The organism is Cupriavidus sp. GW821-FHT02F09 (assembly GCF_059421605.1).
This window is the reverse complement of record NZ_JBWKVH010000007.1, coordinates 114742-134959: the sequence shown is the minus strand read 5'-3', so window position 1 is coordinate 134959 and position 20218 is coordinate 114742. Positions and strand designations below refer to the sequence as shown.

Sequence of the window (20218 nt, the reverse complement as noted above, 5' to 3'; positions counted from 1 at the left end):
AAAGGGTTGCAAAAAAGCAAGGTTGTTTATATAATCTTGTCTTCGCTGAAACGAAGAAACAAACGCGAAACGCTGCGAAAGCGGCGGCAGAAAAAAGAAGTGGGCGGTAACGTAGTACCATGGGGCTATAGCTCAGCTGGGAGAGCGCTTGCATGGCATGCAAGAGGTCAGCGGTTCGATCCCGCTTAGCTCCACCAAAATGCCGGAAGTTTCGAGTGTGGTAAATCGAGATTTCCAGGGTGCTGTGAAAATCTTGTTTTTGGGATGTTCACGGTGCCAGACGGAATAAGTCGAAAGACAAGTTTCTGTCCCCATCGTCTAGAGGCCTAGGACATCACCCTTTCACGGTGAGTACAGGGGTTCGAATCCCCTTGGGGACGCCAAATAACGAACGTAACCAAACGTTCGGTTTGTCGTCGAAAGCATCACTGTCGATGATAAGTAAGAGTATGGAGTGGTAGTTCAGTTGGTTAGAATACCGGCCTGTCACGCCGGGGGTCGCGGGTTCGAGTCCCGTCCACTCCGCCAAAACTAAACCCGCATGGTTATGCCATGCGGGTTTTTTCTTTTGCCGTTCGGCATTCACTCGATCAGTTTCCGATAATCCCTGCTATTTGATTCGGCTCGCGCATGGTGGTGGTGCGGCGACATTATGCCGGGCCATGCCTGATAGCCAGGCAGGAATTATCGCGTTGTGGCTGGCCGCGGTCTGCGCTTGTTCGGCTATATGCCCTTGTCGCAGCGGAGATAATCCATCCGCTGCGCGTTCCAGGCTTGCTCAGCCTGTACGGCGCCGGCTGACTGTGACGAAGTAGCGCACCAGCAGCGAGCCGGCGATCGCGAGGCTGATGCTGTTAGCCAGCCAGAACCCCGCTGCTCCACGCGTGAAGGCGGGCAGGGCATCGATCAGGCCAAAGCCCAGCACGTAGCCGCCCCCCAGGCCGACTCCCCAGAGAGATATCGCGTAGATCAAGGTCGGCACCAGTGCGATCTTGTAGGCGCGCAGGATGAATGCCGTCATGACCTGGACCGCGTCGAATGCTTGGTAGAAGGCGATGAACAACATGAGAGGAAGGGCAGCGCGTACCACTGCCGGATCCTTTGCGTAGGCATGCAGCAGCGGTTCTCGCAGGATCCACAGCAGGCCGCCGACCATGATCGCCAGCGTAGCTGCCAGGCAGATGCCGCGGCGGGCAATACGGCGTGCGCTGTCCTGATCGCGCGCACCGATGGACTGTGCTACCAGCGTGGAGGTGGCAATCGCCAGCGACAGCGGCAACATATAGGCCACGGCCCCCAGGTTGGCAATGATCTGGTGGCCAGCCAGCACCACGGTGCCCATGCGCGTGATGAAGATCGACATCAACGTAAACGAGGTGATCTCGATCAGGTAGGTCAGCCCCATCGGCACGCCCAGGCGCAGCAGTGCGCGGATCGGCTGCGCTTGCGGCCACGCCCAGCTGGAAAAGATCTGCAAAGGGCGGTAGGCCGCGTTGCGCCGCAGGATCAGGATGCCGGAGATGCACCAGATCCAGCTGATCAGCGCCGAGGCGAGCGCGCAGCCCGGCCCGCCCATCGGGGCCAGGCCGAAGCCACCGTCGATGAACCAGGCATTGAGCGGAATCTTTACTACCAGCCCGACGAGCTGCAGTACGGTCACCATGATCGGGCGCGACAAGGCGTTGTTGAGCGCGGAGTAGATGCGAAAGCCCAGTGCGGCCGGCAAGCCAAACGCCTGGATATGCAGGTACTGCGTTGCCTTCTCGACCAGCTCCGGCGGTGCCTGGGCAAACTCCAGCAGCGGGCCGGGGAACAACAGCAGCAACATGCCGGGGATGGCCAGCGCCAGTCCCAGCCAGGCGGCCTGTCTGACTTCATTGCCAATTTCCGCCGCGCGCCCGGCGCCATGGAGCTGACCGGCGATCGGGGAAAGCGCCTGCAGCACGCCCATCAAGCTGATGTAGACCGTGATGTAGATGGACCCGCCCAGCCCCACGGCGGCCAGGTCGATGGCAGAGGCTCGCCCGGCCATGATGGTGTCGATCACGCCAAAGGCGATCACCGCAAGCTGGCCGACCAGGACCGGCGCGGCCAGCACGGAAATGCGGCGGATATCGTGGAACATGCTCATGCGGGCAGGCGTGGCGCCGCCACGTCAGGGGTGGCTTGGCAGCCGGCGTCCAGGCAGGCTGGGCCGGGGTGGTGCGACCCGGGACATATCGACCAGGCGATACATGCGGAAGCGCTCGTCGCGATCGGAGGGGCGCCGGCCTTCCCAGATCAGGCGCCATTCGAAGTGCGAGATGCTGGTGGGCTCGCCGTAGTCGACGGGGTCGTGGCGCAGCAGGACGTCGCAGCCGTCATCCGGGCCGCCAAAGCGGATATGGCCGAAATAGGCAAACGAAGCCAGCTGCGCGTCGCCCATGCGAATCGGCTGCACGCAGTTATACGCCGTGGGCAGCGCCATCGAGGCGGCCTGGGCCACGTCCCGATAGGTCTTGCCGTAGTTGATCGAAGGCATCCACAGCGTCATGGCCAGCACCCACATCAGGGTGGTGCCGGCGGCCGAAATCACCACCGGGCGCCAGATCTGCTTCGGCGCGCGCGACAGGCGCCAGCGCACGATCAGGATCCAGGCTGCCGTCACCAGCAGCGCATAGACGACTGCGCTGACGGTGAAGTCTTGCTGGAAGCCCGGCAGCAGGCGATAGATATTGGCCGCGACGCGCGGAGGCTGGCCCGTCGTCCTGGCGATCCACATGAACCAGACGAAGCCGCCGAAGATGGTGAAGAACAGCAAGGCGAACCAGTCGATCGCGTTGATGGCGGCGCGCGTGAGCGTCGGCAACCCGAACGCGGCAAGCACGGCCATCGGCGGCAGCAGCAGGATGAACTGTACGTCGCCCGGCGCACGCAGCAGAAACAGCAGCAGCAGCGGCGGCAGCAGCATCGCCAGGGGCAGCGCCACATGCGGCGCACGGCGCATGCCCGACCAGCTCAGCCAGGCCCAGCAGGCAATTGGCCACACCGGCCAGGTAAACAGCAGCAGGTTGCGTGCAATGAAGTTGAGCGCAGCGGCGTTCGGCGCGCCATAGGTGCGGCGATCGTAGCGCGACCACTCGCGGATAAAAGTCACGGCATCGTTGTGGTCGGTCGCGCCGAAGTAGGCGGCGGCCATCCAGGCTGCCACCAGCGCCAGTGCCAGCGGCACGCTTGCCAGCAGCACGCGCGGCAGGGGCAGGGGCTTGCAGGCCAGGCCGCAGATGATGACCGACGCCAGCAAGACCAGCGGAATGACTGGCCCGCTGGACAGGGTCAGCGCGCCCAGCCCGACGCCCAGCCAGATGCCACCTTGGATTGGCTTGTCCAGGCTGCGCACCATGCCATACAGGCTCATGGCGACAAAGCAAACCTGCCCAACCTGTGGCGTGGTTTCGTGGCCGCGCATGGCCAGGCCCACGCAGGCCAGGAAGATCAGCAGGGCGCCGTCGGCCAGCGTGCGGCCGTAGTCGCGCGCGTTGGGCTGGCCGCCGAAGACATAGGCGAAAGGCTGGACCTCGGCACGCCGGCCGAGCAGGTAGGTCGCGTACCAGATCAGTGAACAGGTGCCGAAGTAAAAGAGTGCCGTGGCGATGCGCGACGCGTCCGGCGCGCCAAGCCAGCCGCCAAACAGGCGGATCATCAGGGCGCCAACCCAGAACACCAGCGGGCCGTCTTCGCCGTAAGGGCGGCCCACGATATTGGGCATCAGCCAGTCCTGGGTGCCGCCGGTGGCCAGTTGCCACATCACGCCGAAGCCGGCCGCATCCTCGTTTTTCCACGGATCGCGGCCGAACAGGCCAGCCAGGCCGTAAATGATGCAGATGGCCAGCAACAGTGCGCGCGGAAGCGTACCGGTGGCGGCTGCGGTCAGGTGGACACGGGAAGTCTTGGCTGCGCTCATTGATTGGTGGGTCTAGGGGGCCGCCGGGGCGGGGCGCTCCCGGTTAGCTGCGTCCGCAGGGCGCCGGTTGGTGCCGATCGCGCGGAGGCTGCAAAAGCAAAGAGGCAGCCGATGCTGCCTCTTTGCTTGGGTGCGCGGCGCCGGAGCATTTTGTCCGAGGCCATGCAGCGAGCGGGCTCGCGGCGAATTACTTCGCGGTGAGCTTGTTCAGCTTGCTGCCGAACTTCTGACGGAACTTCTCGACGCGGCCGGCCGTGTCCATGATCTTCTGGGTGCCGGTGTAGAACGGGTGCGATTCCGACGACACTTCGATCTTGGCCAGCGGGTATTCCTTGCCGTCGCGGGTGATCGTGTCGCGCGTCTGGATGGTCGAGCGGGTCACAAAGCTGAAGTCGTTCGACACGTCGAGGAATACGACTTCGCGATAATTCGGGTGAATGCCTTCTTTCATGGTGTTTCCTTTCAGGTTGGGTAGCCAGTCCGTTGTTTGCCGTGCTGCTGCTGCTGCCATTGCCAAAAGCGCTAAAAAAAGCGCCAGAAGCTGGATGCGCTGATTGCACTGGCAGCGTTGCGGCGAACGAACCACTTGCCGATAACGGACAATCCGGGATTATCGCAGAAAAACAAAAAGCTGGGCAAGTTTTGAGTGCGCGATGCGCACGGCGGCCGAGGGTGCCGAAAGGTTGATCTTCGATCACATCGAGGCCGGATCCTGACGATAGAACGCCGCGAGCGAATCATAGAGGACCGGCCAGTGCCTGCGAAGGCCGGCCGGCTCGACAAAGAAGGTCTCCGAGGCCACGGCGAAGAACTCGCTCGGCGCCTCGCAGCCATATGGGTCGATCACCCGCAGCGCGGGCGGCAGCCGTTCCGGATGGTCCCAGGCATGGTCGGACTGCTGCTCGCAGGCGTCCGCGAAGCGGTCGTACTCTGTGAGGAAGGACTCGGCCCATTGCTCTCGGTCGATGCCCGGATGGAGCACGCGTGAGAAGGGCGGCACGCCGTCCGGCTCGCCGTCGAGCATGTCGAGCTTGTGGGCGAACTCGTGGATGACTACGTTGTAGGTGTCATCGGGGTGGTGGGCATGGCGTGCATTCAGTCCGGCGCCGGGCGTCTGCACATCAGGCCAGGAAAGGATGACCGGTCCGTGTTCCCAGGCTTCACCACTGGCTTGCTCGACCACGCCATGCACCAGCCCGATCTCGTCCTCGACGGTGCGGCGGATGACGAATTCGCCGGGGTAGAGCACGATGCCGCGCCAGCCGCGATACCACTCGATGCCCAGCTTGAGAATGGGCACGCAGGCTTGCAGCGCGACGCTCGTCACCATCTCGTCGGTGAGCGGCAGGTCGTGCGCGGTGGAGTATTCCTTGTCGGCGATGAACAGGGTGGCGAGCTCGCGCAAGGCGGCGAGCTCGGCGGCGCCATAGCGCTGCACGAACGGCAGCGTGGCCACCGTGTGCGCCCACAGCGCGTCGGGAATGGCGTAGTGTTCGAGTTTGCGCACGCGCGAGCGCGCACGCAGGAAGTGGCTCAGTCGGCCGAACATGGGACTCCTGCAGGCACAGGGCGGAAATGCAAAAGGGCGCGCCGAGGCGCGCCCTTCCAGTGCATTGCCAGCGCGCGAACCGCAGCGCGCGGCATAGCGAACGATCAGCCGCCTCTGCGCATCATATCGAAAAACTCGGCGTTGTTCTTGGTCGCCTTCATCTTGTCGAGAATGAACTCCATGGCCTGCACTTCATCCATGTCCGAGATGAACTTGCGCAGCACCCAGACCTTTTGCAGGATCTCGGGCTTGATCAGCAGTTCTTCGCGGCGCGTGCCGGACTTGTTCAGGTTGATCGACGGATAGACGCGCTTTTCCGCCAGGCGGCGTTCCAGGTGCACTTCCATGTTGCCGGTGCCCTTGAACTCTTCGTAGATCACGTCGTCCATGCGGCTGCCGGTTTCGATCAGCGCGGTGGCGATGATGGTCAGCGAGCCGCCTTCTTCCAGGTTACGCGCAGCGCCGAAGAAGCGCTTGGGGCGTTGCAGCGCGTTGGCGTCCACACCACCAGTCAGCACCTTGCCCGAGGCCGGCACCACCGTGTTATAGGCACGTGCCAGGCGGGTGATCGAGTCCAGCAGGATCACCACGTCGCGCTTGAGCTCGACCAGGCGCTTGGCCTTTTCGATCACCATTTCAGCGACCTGCACGTGGCGGATGGCGGGTTCGTCGAAGGTCGACGCCACCACTTCACCGCGCACCGAGCGCATCATTTCGGTCACTTCTTCCGGGCGTTCGTCGATCAGCAGCACGAACAGGTCCGCTTCCGGATGGTTGTTCGCAATCGCGTGGGCGATGTGCTGCAGCATCACGGTCTTGCCGGACTTGGGCGAGGACACCAGCAGGGCGCGCTGGCCACGGCCGATCGGCGCGATCATGTCGATGATTCGGCCGGTGATGTTTTCCTCGGCGCGGATTTCGCGCTCCAGCGTCAGCGGCCGGTTCGGGTGCAGCGGCGTCAGGTTCTCGAACATGATGCGGTTCTTGACCGCTTCAGGTGCTTGACCGTTGACCTTGTCCACCTTCACCAGTGCGAAATAGCGCTCGCCGTCCTTGGGGGTCCGTACTTCGCCCTCGATCGTGTCGCCGGTATGCAGGTTGAAGCGGCGGATCTGCGAAGGGCTGATGTAGATGTCGTCCGTGCTTGCCAGGTAGGAGGTCTCGGGCGAGCGCAGGAAGCCGAAGCCGTCCGGCAGGACTTCCAGGGTGCCGTCACCAAAGATGATTTCGCCCAGCTTGGCGCGCTTCTTCAGGATCGCAAACATCAGCTCCTGTTTGCGCATCCGTTGTGCGTTGTCGATCTCGAGGGTCGCGGCCATTTCGAGAAGCGCAGACACGTGAAGCGATTTGAGTTCTGTCAGGTGCATAGACGAGGGGTACAGAGGCGCCCGGACGGGCTGGACCTAAAGGAGGGGGAGGAAATGAGCGAACGCTCGGGGAAGTTGTTGATGCCATCTTAGCACAATCCGGACGGTGCGCCAGGGAAGGCGCACGCACGTCGGATTGTGGCTACACCGGGGGGGCGCCTGATGGCGCCGCGCCCCGGGCCGGCATATTACAGATTGCCGTCGAGGAATGCGGTCAACTGCGACTTGGACAGCGCGCCAACCTTTTGCGCGGCAACCGCGCCATTCTTGAACAGGATCAGCGTGGGGATGCCGCGAATGCCGAACTTGGCCGGCACTTGCTGGTTCTCATCGACGTTGATCTTCGCGATCTGCAGCTTGTCGCCGTAGTCCTTGGCCACTTCGTCCAGGATCGGGGCGATCATCTTGCAAGGACCGCACCATTCTGCCCAGAAGTCGAGCAGGACAGGCTTGTCGGACTGGAGCACGTCTGCGTCGAAGGAGGCGTCGCTCACATACTTGATTTGTTCACTCATGGCGGAAAACCTCTGGTTTCGCTCTGTTTAATTTGAAGGCGGGATTTGCCGAACCGCTACATTACACGAGTTTGCGCATACCTGTAGGCACGCGCCTTACCCGGTGCGGGCTTGTCCCGAGCGACGGGACAGCCACGATTGGCGGGATGTTGCTCATATGTTACCAGTTGATGGGAATTCAATACCCTGCCCATCAACCTCACGGTGCGCTGCCGTACGCGGTGATGAAACCCGCCGATGCGGCGGCGTGTAGCACCATTCTGCCCGCGAAGCCAAGCCTGGTGGGATGATTGTATTAATCGGCGCAAGAGCTTTTATCAATCGGGAGCCGCGCCGAAGCTCGCCGTCAGGTGCCTGATGTGTGACTTATGAGTAACGCCGCCACGGCTTTGATACGCGGCGCGGGGGGCTTGAGCAAACGCAATCCAATGCGATGCAAAGGTCGCGCGGCGCCCCTGGGCGCGTAGAATAGAATCATGCGCCCGGCCTCGGCCCGGCGCCTTTCCGCGCAACAGACAAGGCTACAGACCATGACGCCAGACACCCCTTCCAAGCCGGATCCGCAGCAACCCCCCGAAGTGGAACACTTGAGCGACGCGCTGGATCACATCAATGCCGCGGTCGAGCAAGAGAGCATTGCCGGCGGCGCGGCCAAGGGCCTCCTTTACAGCGTCATCGAGACCCTGGGCACGCTGGTGGGCGACCCCGACCTGCCAGAGCACGCACGCTCCGGCTACCAGGGCCTGCTGGAGACCGCGCGCGAAATCCGCTCGCGCCTCGAGGCCGGCAGTCACTGAGGGCTCTCCGGGCTCGCCGGTTATTCCCGCGTCTTTCGCGCATCCCGTGCGCGATGCCCTGCTGCGCGCGCTGACCGCCGTGCGCTTTCTCGCCATGGCATCCGATCCGGCCGTTACTCTCGCTTCATGACCTCGCTGCAATTTCGTCCCGGCCCCGACTTCCTGCCGCAGGCCGCCGCCGCGGCCTGGTATTTCCTCGACCATTGCGGGGAGCAGCAAGCCGCCGCGCATGTGGTGGTGCCCACCGCTGCGCAGATCCCCGGCGTGCGCCAGGCGCTGGATGCCGCCGCGCGCGCGGCCGGCAAGCCGCGGCTGCTGCCGCGGGTCGTCACCATTGGCCACTGGCTGCTCGACTTGCCACCCGACCCGATCCCGGTGCGCAGCCATGCGGCGCGGCTACTGGCCGTGCAGCAGGCCATCCGTGCGCAGGAATGGCTGCGGCGCGCATTTGGCGCGCAGACCGAGGCCGCGGCGTGGGGGCTGGCGCAGACGCTGCTCGCCATCAGCGACGAACTGAGCGCACGCTGGCTCGACGATGACGCCATCCGCGATGAAGATGTCGATGGGGACGATCGCGCGGCCTTGCTGCAGGGCGCGCTGGAGCGGACCTACGCGCATCTGTCCTCCCGCTTCCTCGGAGAGGAAGCCCGCATCGTGATGGCCTTCTGGCAAGCCTTGTCCGGCCCGGACGATCCGCTGCCCGCGCGCCGGCGCGCGCTGCACCGGCTGGCCCAGCACCTGGACGGCCCGGTCATCTGGCTCGGGCCAACGCCGCCCCAGCCGATCGAGGAAGCGTTCCTGCGGCAGGCCGCCGAGCTCGTGCCGGTGATCCGCATCGGCTACGACTGGACCGCGCAGTCCGCGCAGGCGCCGAGCAGCGCGCTCGATGCCGATTTGGGCGATGAGGACGGGGAGCTCGACTGGTACGACACCTTGCTGGCACTGTGGCCCGAGGCGCGGCTGCCTGGCGCGAACGAAGCCGCCGCGCGCCGCGCGCCACGTAGCCTGCCGGCCGAGCGCCCGCGCGTGCGCGTGATCGGCAGCGCGCGCTTCGAGGACGAGGCCGGCGCTGCCGCCGAGCAACTGGTGCAGTGGCTCAACGACGGCCGCCGCCACGTGGCGCTGGTGGCGCACGATCGCGTAGTAGCGCGGCGCGCGCGCGCGTTGCTGGCGCGGGCCGGCGCGCCGGTGCGCGATGAAACCGGCTGGAAGCTCTCGACCACGCGAGCCGCGGCTGCGCTGATGCGATGGTTCGACCTGCTCAACCAGGACGGCGATACCTCGGCCTTGCTCGACCTGCTAAAGAGCCCGTTTTGCCTGCCAGACTTCGCGTTGCGCGGCGAGGCCATTGCCGCGCTGGAGCGGCAGATCCGGCGCGACGGCATCAGCGGTGGCTGGCGCCGCTTGCAGCAGCGCTTCCGTCCTGATACGGCCGACCAGGCCGGCGGCGATAGCAACGCCGGCGACGCCGCGCAAGACGACGCGCGCCGCGCCGCCCGGCAGGCCGCTTGCGAGCTGGTGCAGCACCTTGCGGCCGAAGCCGGCGCGTGGCCGCGCGGCAACGCACAGCACCCGGTCTCGACCTGGCTGGAACGCCTCGATGCCACGCTGGATGTGCTCGGCATGCGCGAGGCATTGTCTGCCGACGATGCGGGCACACAAATGCTCGATGCGCTGGCGCGCCTTGCCGACCTGCCGCAGGACGAGACGGGTGCCGGCGCCACGCTCAATCTCGGCGAATTCCGCTCCATGCTGTCAGCCTTGCTTGAGTCGGTTGCCTACAAGGAGCCTTCGGCCAGCGGCGCCGCGCGCATCACCATCCTGCCGCTTAACGGCGCGCGCATGCGCCGCTTCGATGGGGTCGTGGTGGTGGGGTGCGACGACACGCAGCTTCCCTCCAGCGCGGCCGAGCTGATGTTCTTCTCCAACCAGATGCGGCGCGAGCTCGCACTGGAAGACCGCGAGGTGCGCTTCGCCCAGCAGGCGCGCGACCTGGCCGAGGTCCTGCTGAACAACGACGACGTGGTGCTCACCTGGCAGCGCCTTGGCGCGCGTGGCGAGCCCAAGCATGTGTCGGGCTGGATCGAGCGGCTCAGCGCGCTGTGCTCGCGCGCGGGCGCGCCGATCGAGGCGAGCGCGCTGCCGGTGCTGCACGAGACCTTCGCCGAGGTGGACGGCATGCCCGCGCCCGCGGCATCGGAGCTGGTGCCTGCGCGCTGGAGCGCGCAGGCGTACAACATGCTGCGTCGCTGTCCCTACCAGTTTTTTGCCGGCCGCATGCTCGGGCTGGCGGGGCTGGAAGTCGTCAGCGACGACCTCGAAAAACGCGACATCGGCGAGCTGCTGCACCGCGTGCTGCTGCGTTACCACCGCGAAGCGTCGCAGGACGGCTTGCGCCGTGAAGATGCTCGCCTGGCGCGCCTGCGCGAGATTTCCGATCACGAGTTCGGCGCGCTGATGAAGGAAGACGGCAACGCCATCGGCTACTACCGCCGCTGGTGCGAAGTGCTGCCGTCCTACGTGGCATGGCAGGCTGAACGCGAGGCACAGGGCTGGTTTTGGGACGATGGCGAGCTCGATGCCGCTGTCGACCTGCCCATGCCCGACGGCCAGCCGCTGCGCGTCAATGGCCGCATCGACCGGCTCGATCGCGCGCGCGACGGCAGCCGCGCGGTGCTCGATTACAAGACCCAGACCGTGCTGCGCTTGAAGCGCAAGGTCGGGGACGTGGAAGAGGATTGCCAGTTGCCGTTTTATGGATTGCTGCGCGCCGACGTTGCCGCTGGCAGCTGGGTGGCGCTCGAAGGCGCGAAGGACGGGCCGCCGGCGCCACAGCGCGAAGTGAGCCTGCCTGACTTCGATGCCGCAGTGGCGTGGCTCGAACAACAACTGCGCAGCGACGTGATGCGCCTGCGCCAGGACGCGCCGCTGCCGGCCTTCGGGGACGCCAGCGCATGCACCTACTGCACCGCCCGCGGCCTGTGTCGCAAGGGCTTCTGGGAAAGCACGGCGTTGCCGCCGGGGATCGGAGGCCGCGCATGAGCATCCACGCCTATCTGCGCGATGGCCAGCCGGTGGCCGAGGCCGAGTTCACGCGCGCGGCCTGCGACCCCGCCAGCTCCGTGGTGGTCGAGGCTTGCGCGGGCAGCGGCAAGACCTGGCTGCTGGTGGCGCGCCTGCTGCGCCTGCTGCTGGCCGGCGCGGCGCCGCACGAGATCCTCGCCATCACCTTCACGCGCAAGGCCGCGGAGGAAATGCGCGAGCGCTTGCTGGAAGTGCTGGCGCAGCTCGCGCGCGACGATGACGACGCGGTGATTGCCGCGCTCACGCAGCGCGGGCTGTCGCCCGATGCCGCACGCGCCGCGCTGCCGCGCGCGCGCGGCCTGCATGCACAGGTGCTGGCCGCGCCCGGGCGCATGGCCATCGATACCTTCCACGGCTGGTTTGGCACGCTGCTGCGCGGCGCGCCGCTGGCGTCGGGCATCGTGCCGGGCGCCACGCTGCGCGAAGACGCACTGCGCATGAAGCGCGAGGCCTGGGCGCCGTTCTGGCAGGCCCTGGCCACGCCGCCGTATGCCAACCTGCGCGTCGCCTTCGAGCGGCTGGTGGATGCCATCGGCGAGTTCCAGGCGCGGGCCTTGCTCGACGCCATGTTCCATGCGCGCAGCGAGTGGTTTGCGTTCCGCGAAAGCGCCGATCCCGCCGAGGCGCTCGCCGCGGACCTGGGCGAGGATGCCCAGGTCGACGTGCTGCTGGACGTGCTGGCCGATGACGGCTGGCTTGACGCTTGCCAGGGCATGGCGTTGCAACTGGGCCGGGGCGGCAAGACCGAGCAGGCTCACGCTACGCGCCTGGCCGATGCGATCCTGGCGATCCGCGCTTGGCGCGAGGCGGGCGCCGAAGAGGGCGAGCCCGCCGAGCGCACCTTCGCGATATTGCGCGACGCGTTTTTTACCGCCGCCGGCAAGCCGCGATCGCTACGCGCCACCACGGCGCTGACCAAAGCGCTCGGTGGCGAGGCGATGGTCGATGCGTTCCTCGCCGAGCACGGCGACATGTGCGCCGCGCTGGAGCAGGTCGCGCAACGCCGCTGCGAGGCCGCGGTGCTGGCGGTCAACCTGGCGCTGTATGAACTGGGCGACGCGCTGCTGACGCGCTACCAGCACCACAAGTCCGAGCAGCGCGCGATGGACTTCGCCGACCTCGAATGGCTGGCCGCGCGGCTGATGCGCGACGAAGAGACCGCGACCTACCTGCAAGTCCGGCTCGATGCGCGCTACCGCCACCTGTTGCTCGACGAGTTCCAGGATACCAACCCGTTGCAATGGCGCATCCTGCAGGGCTGGCTGGCCGGCTACGCAGGCCTGGGTGAGCGGCCCACGGTATTCCTGGTGGGCGACCCCAAGCAATCGATCTATCGCTTCCGCCGCGCCGATGCGCGCCTGTTCCAGACCGCCGGCGAGATGCTGCAGTCGGGTTTCGGCGCCACCGTGCTGCGGACCAACCGCACCCGCCGTAACCGCCCGGAAGTGCTCGATTGGGTCAACGCGGTGTTCGACACCGCGCGCGCCGACGGGCGCTATCCGCTGTTCGAGACGCAGACGACCGCACTGGACGAGCCCGGCGGCCCGGTGTGGCTGTTGCCACTGGTCGAGCCCGAGGCAGAGCCGGCACCGCAGGACGACGCGGCTAGCGATGACGATGAAGCCGAGCGGGACCCCGCCATCCACCGCGATACGCTGACGCAGCCGCGCCAGCACGAAGGCGATTCGCTGCGGCTCGAAGAGGGCCGGCGCGTGGCGGCCTGGCTAAAGCATGTCCGCGCCACGGTGCCGGTTGCCGACAGCAATGGCCCGCGGCCCGCGCGCTGGAGCGATGTGCACTTGCTGGTGCGCCGCAAGACGCATCTGGCGGAGTACGAGCGCGCTTTCCGCGAGGCCGGCATTCCCTGCCTGAGCCCGCGCCGCGGCGGTTTGCTGGCTACGCTGGAAGCGCTCGACCTGTCCGCGCTGCTGGCGTTCCTGATGACGCCGGAGTCTGACCTGGACCTGGCCCATGTGCTCAAGAGCCCGCTGGTGGGCGCGACCGACGAGGACCTGATCGCCATCGCGCAGATGGCCCAGGCGCGCGAGCCGCGGCCAGGCTGGTGGGCCTGCCTGCGGGAGCAGGGGCTGCCCGAATTCGGCAGCCCGGCGCTGCGCGATGGCGTCGCGCGCCTGCGCCACTGGCTTGAGGTGGCGCCGCATCGCCCGGTGCATGACCTGATCGACCACATCTACCATGGCGGCGAAGTGCGCCGGCGCTACGCCGAGGCCGCGCCGGCCGAGATCCGCGACCAGGTACTAGCCAACCTCGATGCCTTCCTCAAGCTCTCGCTTGACCTCGATGGCGGGCGCTACCCGAGCCTGCCCAAGTTCATCGACGAGTTGCAGGAAATCCGGCGCGGCGAAGAAGGCGAAAGCCCGGATGAAGGCGGCATGGCCGATAGCGCCGAAGACGCGGAAGGCGAGGCCGATGCCGACGACGCCACCGACAATGCGCAGGACGCGGTCCACATCCTCACCGTGCACGCCGCCAAGGGGCTGGAGGCCCCGTTCGTCGTGCTGCTCGACGCAAATCATAGCGACGCCGCCGCGGATCGGAGCGGCATCCTGATCGACTGGCCGCCGTCCTCAAGCGTGCCGGTGCATTTTTCCGCCTATGGCAAGCGCAGCACGCGCGGGCTCGCTCGCGCGCCGTTGTTCGAGGCTGAGGCCGCCTTGGCCGAACGCGAGAACTGGAACCTGCTCTATGTGGCGATGACGCGCGCGCGCCAGGGCTTGCTGGTGAGCGGTGTCAAGGGGCGCGCATCGCGCAGCGCCGACAGCGCCGAGGGCAACCGCGAGATCGCCGGTAGCTGGTATGCGCGGCTGCTTGCGGCCGGCGTCGGCGTGGAAGTCGAGCCCTTTCCGGCGGCCACCGCGCAGGACGTGGCGGATGCCGCTGCCGGCAGTGATGCATGCGTGCGCTTTACCGATTTTCGCCAGCGTTACCGTGAAGCGGCCGAGAGCCTGGCGCCGGTGCTGGCGTGGGAGGACGAGGAGGCGGGGCAGGGCGCCGCCACGAGCGAGGACGGCGACCACACGATTGTGTTCGATGCCGACGCGGCGCGCCATGGCGAACTGTTGCACGCGCTGCTGGAACGCGTGACGCGCTACCCGGAGGCGTTCGAGGGCTTGCCCACGCCCGAGGTGGTGATGCGCTGGTTCCCGCTGGCAGGAGCCGGTACAGCGCAGGCGCGCACGCTGTGGCGGCACCAGGCGCATGCCGCGGTCGAAGGCGCGCGATTGATGCTGGAGGCGCCGGCATTGCGGCCGTTGCTGTTCCCGCAGGGCGCGCTCAGCGCCCGCAATGAGGTCGAGCTTTACGATGCGCGTGGCCGCCTGCTGCGGATCGACCGCCTGGTGGAGTTTGCCGATCGGGTGGTGATCATCGATTACAAGCTGCGCCTGCTGCCGCAGGAGCACGCGGCCTACGCGCAGCAGCTCGCAGGCTATGTGGCAGCGGTCAGGCCCATGTTCCCCGGGCGGCGGGTCGAGGCCGGCGTGGCCACGGCCGATGGGGAGTGGATTGCGGCGGATGCGCTGCAAACGTCGCGCCAGGGCACGCTGTTCTAGGCGAGTCCTGGATCATGGGAAACGGGAGGGCATTGCGTGGATGCGAATTCAGCGAGGCCCTGCCGAACATTGTGCTATCGGCGGCCTGATGCGCAGACTTGAAGAAAGCGCGATGATGCGAGGGGAGTTACTGCTGGACAGCTGCGGCTGGATAGCTGCGCAATACAGCTAGGGGGATGTTAGGGGGACGAGCCTGACCCTCGGCACTGGCGGAAAACGGCTGTGGCTGCTTCGTTCCCGACCTGACCAGGTTGACCGCGCCACCATGCGAGGAGGCCCGTCCGGTCGGCATTGTAACCCAGAGCGGGCGGGTCCGGCAGTTTTCCGCGAAATTGATTGCGTAAATTGATTGAGTCGCTTGATTGAGCCATGCAACCCAGACACCTGCGAGATCCACGATGAATGCCAAAGACCAGATGCTCCGCGCCACGCTGCCGCCCCAGGACATCTCCACGGAAGTCCTGCTGGAGAAGTACGCCAAGGGTGAGGAGGCGACCGCCGCCGACGTGCGCCAGCGGGTGGCGCGCGCGCTGGCCGAGGCAGAGCCCGAGGCGCAGCGCGCGCAATGGGCCGAGCGCTTCCTGTGGGCACAGGAGCAGGGCTTCGTGCCGGCGGGGCGGATCAACTCGGCGGCCGGCACGCGCATCGAGGCCACGCTGATCAACTGCTTCGTGCAGCCGGTGGGGGACTCAGTTTCCGAGGCGCGTGGCGGCAAGCCGAGCATCTACGCCGCGGTGGCGCAGGCGGCGGAGACCATGCGGCGTGGCGGCGGCGTGGGCTACGACTTCTCCGCGATCCGCCCAGCCGGCGCGCTGGTGAGGGGCACGCACTCGCGCGCTTCGGGGCCCGTGTCGTTCATGAAGGTGTTCGATGCCTCCTGCGCCACGGTGGAATCTGCCGGTTCGCGCCGTGGCGCGCAGATGGGCGTGCTGCGCTGCGACCACCCGGATATCGAGACCTTCATCCACGCCAAGGACCGCGGCGACCTGACCAACTTCAATATCTCGATCGGCGTCAGTGATGACTTCATGCGCGCAGTCGAGGCCGATGGCGAGGTCGAGCTGGTGCACGAGGCCGAGCCCGCGGCGGAAACCATCGCCGCGGGCGCGTACCGGCGCGACGACGGCCAGTGGGCCTATCGCCGCGTGCCGGCTCGCCAGCTGTGGGATCAGGTGATGCAGGCTACCTACGACCATGCGGAGCCCGGCATCTTGTTTCTGTCGCACATCAACGACGACAACAATCTTTATTACTGCGAGCGCATTGAGGCCACCAATCCCTGCGCGGAGCAGCCGCTGCCGTCCTATGGCTGCTGCGACCTCGGCTCGATCGACCTGACCCGTTTCGTGCGCCAGCCCTTCGGCACGGACAGCCGCTTTGATTTCGAAGCCTTCGCCGAGGTGGTGCGGCTGGCGGTGCGCATGCTCGACAACGTGCTCGACGTTACCTACTGGCCGTTGCCGGAGCAGCAGGCCGAGGCGCATGCCAAGCGGCGCATTGGCCTGGGCTTCCTCGGGCTGGGCAGCGCGCTGGTGATGCTGGGCATCCGCTATGACGCCGAGGCGGGGCGCGCGCTGGCTGCGCGCATCGCGCAGACCCTGCGCGACACAGCCTACCTGGCCTCGGCCGGGCTGGCGCGGGAGAAGGGCGCCTTCCCCCTCTTCAAGGCCGAGGCCTACCTGGCCAGCGGCTTCGCGCGGCGCCTGCCGGCGGCGGTGCGTGACGCCATCGGCCGCGACGGCATCCGCAACTCGCACCTGCTGTCGATCGCCCCGACCGGCACCATCACGCTGGCGTTCGCCGACAACGCGTCGAACGGCATCGAGCCCGCTTTCTCGTGGACCTACAACCGCAAGAAGCGCATGGCGGACGATAGCTACAAGGTGTTCGAGGTGGCCGATCATGCCTGGCGCCTTTATCGCCACCTCGGCGGTGATATGGCGCAGTTGCCTGACAGTTTCGTCACGGCGCTGCAGATGTCGGCGCTCGATCATATGAAGATGCTCGAGGCGGTCCAGCCCTATATCGACACCAGCATCAGCAAGACGGTGAACGTGCCGGAGGACTATCCATACGAGGCCTTCCGCAATCTTTACCTGGAAGCCTGGCGCGCGGGGCTGAAGGGGCTTGCCACCTACCGCCCCAATAGCGTGCTGGGCGCGGTGCTGTCGGTGACGCCGCCGCCGGCCGGCGCCCCGGCTGCGCCCGCCACGGCCGCTGTGACGGATGACCCGCTGCGCAAGCCATTCGCGAGCCGGCCTGTGGGTGACCTTGAAGGGGTGACGTCCAAGGTCGAGTACATGACTTACGAGGGGCACAAGACGGTCTACCTGACGGTCAATTTCATGCGTGTGGCCGGCCAGCTCGATGGCAAGCCGGTGGCCGTGGAGCGTCCGGTGGAGTTTTTCATGCCGGCCGGGCAACGCAACGACGGCCAGCAGTGGATCACGTCCACCATGCGGCTGCTGTCGATGGTGGCGCGTTCCGGGGGCTCGATCGCCAAGGCATTGGCCGATATGCGCAATGTTGTATGGGATAAAGGCACGGTGCGCTATGGCATGCTGGCGCGCCAGGACGGCACCGAGGTGCCGCGCTTCCACGATTCCGAGGTGGCGGCGATCGGGTATGCCCTGCAGCGCATCCTGATCAAGCGGGGTTTCCTCGATGCGGAGGGCATCCAAGTGCCGGTGGCGGCGCTTGCGGCCCGCCTGGCCGGGCTGGAAGGGCCAGGCGGCGGTGCCGTTGACAGTGGTGGCGCGGCCCCGGCAACGGGTGGCGCTGGCATGCCGGCCGCCGGGATGGGGCTGCGCTCGGGCAAGCCATGCCCGGAGTGCGGTGCCCATGCCCTGCATAAGGTCGATGGCTGCGCCAAGTGCGCCAACTGCGGGTATGTCGGGGAATGTGGCTAGGGGCCTGGGGCGCAGGGCAACGCACCTGGCCACCATGTGAAGCGGGCGTGAATCCCGCCTGAAGGACGGCTGCCTTTTGCTACAATCGCCGCCATGAGTTATCAAGTGCTAGCGCGCAAATGGCGCCCCCGGGATTTCACCACGCTGGTCGGCCAGGAGCACGTGGTCCGCGCGCTCACGCACGCGCTGGAACAACAGCGGCTGCACCATGCCTACCTGTTTACCGGTACGCGGGGCGTCGGCAAGACCACCTTGTCCCGGATTCTCGCCAAGGCGCTGAATTGCATCGGGCCGGATGGCACGGGCGACATCACCGCGCAACCTTGCGGGGTGTGCAAGGCCTGCACCGAGATCGATAGCGGGCGTTTCGTCGACTATATCGAGATGGACGCGGCCTCCAACCGCGGTGTCGATGAAATGGCGTCGCTGCTGGACAAGGCGGTGTACGCGCCCACGGCGGGGCGCTTCAAGGTCTACATGATCGACGAAGTGCACATGCTGACCAACCACGCCTTCAACGCCATGCTGAAGACGCTGGAGGAGCCGCCCGCGCACGTCAAGTTCATCCTGGCTACCACCGATCCACAGAAGATCCCGGTCACGGTGCTGTCGCGCTGCCTGCAATTCAACCTCAAGCAGATGCCGCCGGGCCATATCGTCAGCCACCTCGACCACGTGCTGGGCGAGGAGGGCATCGTGCGCGAGCCCAATGCGCTGCGCCTGCTGGCCCAGGCCGCCCACGGTTCGATGCGCGACGCGCTGTCGCTGACCGATCAGGCCATTGCCTACAGCGCCGGCCAGGTATCCGAGGCCGCCGTGCGCGGCATGCTGGGCGCGATCGATCAGAGCTACCTGGTGCAGTTGCTGGATGCGCTGGCCGCCGAAGACGGCCCCGCCATGCTGGCGGTGGCGGACGGCATGGCGGATCGCAGCCTGTCGTTTGCCGGCGCCTTGCAGGACCTGGCCTCGCTGCTGCACAAGATCGCGCTGGCGCAGGCGGTGCCCGCCTCGGTCCAGGAAGAATGGCCGGAAGCCGCCGAAGTGCGCCGCTTTGCCGCCGCCTTCGATGCGCAGGAAGTGCAGTTGTTCTACCAGATCGCCAACCTTGGCCGCAGTGAGCTGGCGCTGGCGCCCGACGAGTACGCGGGCTTCACCATGACGCTGCTGCGCATGCTGGCGTTCCGCCCGTCGGCCAGCCCCACACCTGCGGTGGCGCAGGGTGGCGGCCAACAGGCGCCGCGCGCACGCGGTGGCGCTGCGCCGGTGGCCCGGGTTGCGGCAGATGCGGCCGCAGCCAGCGCCGCCGTGGCGCCTGTTGCTCCGAGCTTGCGTGCGGCCGCGCCGATGCCGGCCGGCGATCCCGCGCCAGTCCAGGCACAACAGCCAGTGTCGGCCCCGACGCCGGCAGCACCCGCAAGGACGCTGAGCCCGGCTCCGGCAGCTGTCGCGCCGGCAGCCGCTCCCGCCGCCGGGGCGCCGATGTCGCCGGCCCGTGCGGCGCTGGCCGCGGCGCGCCTGGCCTCCGCCGCGCGCGCAGGGGGCAGCCCGCGCACGCCGCCGCCTGCAGCCGTAGCTGCTGCTGCGCCAGCTGCGCGCCCGCCCTCGGCCCAGCCCTTGCGTCCGCCCGGCCCACCCGCTGCAGTGTCGAGGCCGGCGGCCCCGATGCGTGCCGCCCAGGCCGCAGCCCCTTCGCACAGGGAGCCTGCGCCCGCGCGGCAAGCCGCCGCGGATGCGCGCGATGTCCGCGACAGCGGCCCGAGCGACGACGTCCCGCCGTGGGAACACGCAGGCAGCAGCGACGTGCCGCCCTGGGAAGACCTCCCGCCCGACCTGCCCGTGATCGGGCCGTACGACAGCGATCCCGAGCCGATGCCCTCGCGCCAGGCCGCGCCCCGGCGCGAACCTGCCCCGCGCGCCGCACCGCCTGCTCCCGCTGCCGTGCAAGCTGCCCCGGCCGAACCCGTGGCTCCGGTGCGGCTCACGCCGCCTAAGCCGCCGGTGGCCGGCGAAGATGGCACGCCGCCGGTGTTTACCGGCGCGTGGCCGGCACTGGCTGCCAGCCTGCCGCTCAAGGGCCTTGCGCAGCAACTGGCCTACCAGAGCGAGCTTGTCCAGGTCGTGGGCCGTACCTTCCACCTGCGCGCGCCGGTGGCGCCCATTACCGAGGCCGGCGTCGTCGAGCGCCTGCAGCAGACGCTGGCCGAGCACCTCGGCACCGACGTGCGGGTGCAGTGCGAGATTGGCGCGGTAGCCGATACCGCCGCCGCCGCGGATGCGCAGGCTCGCGCGGAGCGCCAGCGCGAAGCCGAGGCCACCATCGAAGGGGATCCCTTCGTGCAGGGTCTGCTGCGCGAGTTCGGTGGCACGATCCTGGAGGGATCGATCCAGCCGCGCGCCGCCTGACCTCTTATTTTTGCCAGGCTGCCGGCGCCCATGACGCGTGGCGGCCCGTAACTTCTATCCAAACGCTAATCAGGAGCAC

At 67.1% G+C, this 20218-nt stretch carries 11 protein-coding genes, 3 tRNA genes and 1 other RNA gene; 8 read left to right on the top strand and 7 right to left on the bottom strand.

Translation table 11 applies throughout. The features are described from left to right. The first annotated feature begins 121 nt into the window (after window positions 1-121). From AC07XB_RS10925 to AC07XB_RS10915, 3 genes are all read left to right on the top strand, one after another. A tRNA-Ala gene (locus AC07XB_RS10925) sits at window positions 122-197 on the top strand. 110 nt (window positions 198-307) lie between these two features. After that, a tRNA-Glu gene (locus tag AC07XB_RS10920) sits at window positions 308-383 on the top strand. Between the two features lie 68 nt (window positions 384-451). Beyond that, window positions 452-528, top strand: a tRNA-Asp gene (locus tag AC07XB_RS10915). A gap of 250 nt (window positions 529-778) precedes the next feature. On the opposite strand, the gene AC07XB_RS10910 is transcribed toward AC07XB_RS10915, so the two are convergent. From AC07XB_RS10910 to trxA, 6 genes are all read right to left on the bottom strand, one after another. Then, window positions 779-2131 carry an MATE family efflux transporter gene (locus AC07XB_RS10910; protein ID WP_492829199.1) on the bottom strand — a complete coding sequence of 451 codons (1353 nt, stop codon included), beginning with the start codon at window positions 2129-2131 and terminating at the stop codon, window positions 779-781. A gap of 24 nt (window positions 2132-2155) precedes the next feature. Continuing rightward, a complete protein-coding gene (locus AC07XB_RS10905) occupies window positions 2156-3943 on the bottom strand; it encodes an ArnT family glycosyltransferase (RefSeq protein WP_492373883.1) in 1788 nt (595 codons plus the stop codon). Between the two features lie 187 nt (window positions 3944-4130). Beyond that, entirely contained in the window at window positions 4131-4394 is a 264-nt protein-coding gene (locus AC07XB_RS10900) for a type B 50S ribosomal protein L31 (RefSeq protein WP_006157720.1), read from the bottom strand. A 243-nt stretch (window positions 4395-4637) separates the two neighbouring features. Beyond that, window positions 4638-5492, bottom strand: coding sequence for a M90 family metallopeptidase (locus tag AC07XB_RS10895; RefSeq protein WP_492373882.1), 855 nt, complete (start codon window positions 5490-5492; stop codon window positions 4638-4640). Between the two features lie 104 nt (window positions 5493-5596). Beyond that, window positions 5597-6859: a transcription termination factor Rho gene (gene rho, locus AC07XB_RS10890; protein WP_043347534.1), complete on the bottom strand. Its 1263-nt coding sequence runs from the start codon at window positions 6857-6859 to the stop codon at window positions 5597-5599. 188 nt (window positions 6860-7047) lie between these two features. After that, window positions 7048-7374, bottom strand: coding sequence for a thioredoxin TrxA (gene trxA, locus AC07XB_RS10885; protein WP_010814265.1), 327 nt, complete (start codon window positions 7372-7374; stop codon window positions 7048-7050). A 530-nt stretch (window positions 7375-7904) separates the two neighbouring features. Here trxA and AC07XB_RS10880 point away from each other — a divergent pair. From AC07XB_RS10880 to AC07XB_RS10870, 3 genes are all read left to right on the top strand, one after another. Further along, window positions 7905-8171 (top strand): hypothetical protein, encoded by a 267-nt coding sequence (locus AC07XB_RS10880; RefSeq protein ID WP_150983336.1) that lies wholly within the window; start codon window positions 7905-7907, stop codon window positions 8169-8171. A 126-nt stretch (window positions 8172-8297) separates the two neighbouring features. Beyond that, window positions 8298-11213, top strand: coding sequence for a PD-(D/E)XK nuclease family protein (locus tag AC07XB_RS10875; protein WP_492829202.1), 2916 nt, complete (start codon window positions 8298-8300; stop codon window positions 11211-11213). Then, the gene (locus tag AC07XB_RS10870; RefSeq protein ID WP_492829204.1) at window positions 11210-14827 is read left to right on the top strand and encodes a UvrD-helicase domain-containing protein; all 3618 of its coding nucleotides are present in this window, start codon (window positions 11210-11212) and stop codon (window positions 14825-14827) included. The genes AC07XB_RS10875 and AC07XB_RS10870 overlap by 4 nt, the downstream gene beginning before the upstream one ends. 183 nt (window positions 14828-15010) lie before the next feature. Here AC07XB_RS10870 and ffs read toward each other — a convergent pair. Then, window positions 15011-15109: signal recognition particle sRNA small type (gene ffs / locus AC07XB_RS10865), an RNA gene on the bottom strand. 116 nt (window positions 15110-15225) lie between these two features. Here ffs and AC07XB_RS10860 point away from each other — a divergent pair. Continuing rightward, complete coding sequence (locus AC07XB_RS10860; protein WP_492373879.1) at window positions 15226-17736, top strand: adenosylcobalamin-dependent ribonucleoside-diphosphate reductase; 2511 nt, start codon at window positions 15226-15228, stop codon at window positions 17734-17736. A gap of 93 nt (window positions 17737-17829) precedes the next feature. Then, window positions 17830-20139, top strand: a complete 2310-nt coding sequence (locus tag AC07XB_RS10855) for a DNA polymerase III subunit gamma/tau (protein WP_493688064.1) — start codon at window positions 17830-17832, stop codon at window positions 20137-20139. Window positions 20140-20218: the final 79 nt, after the last annotated feature.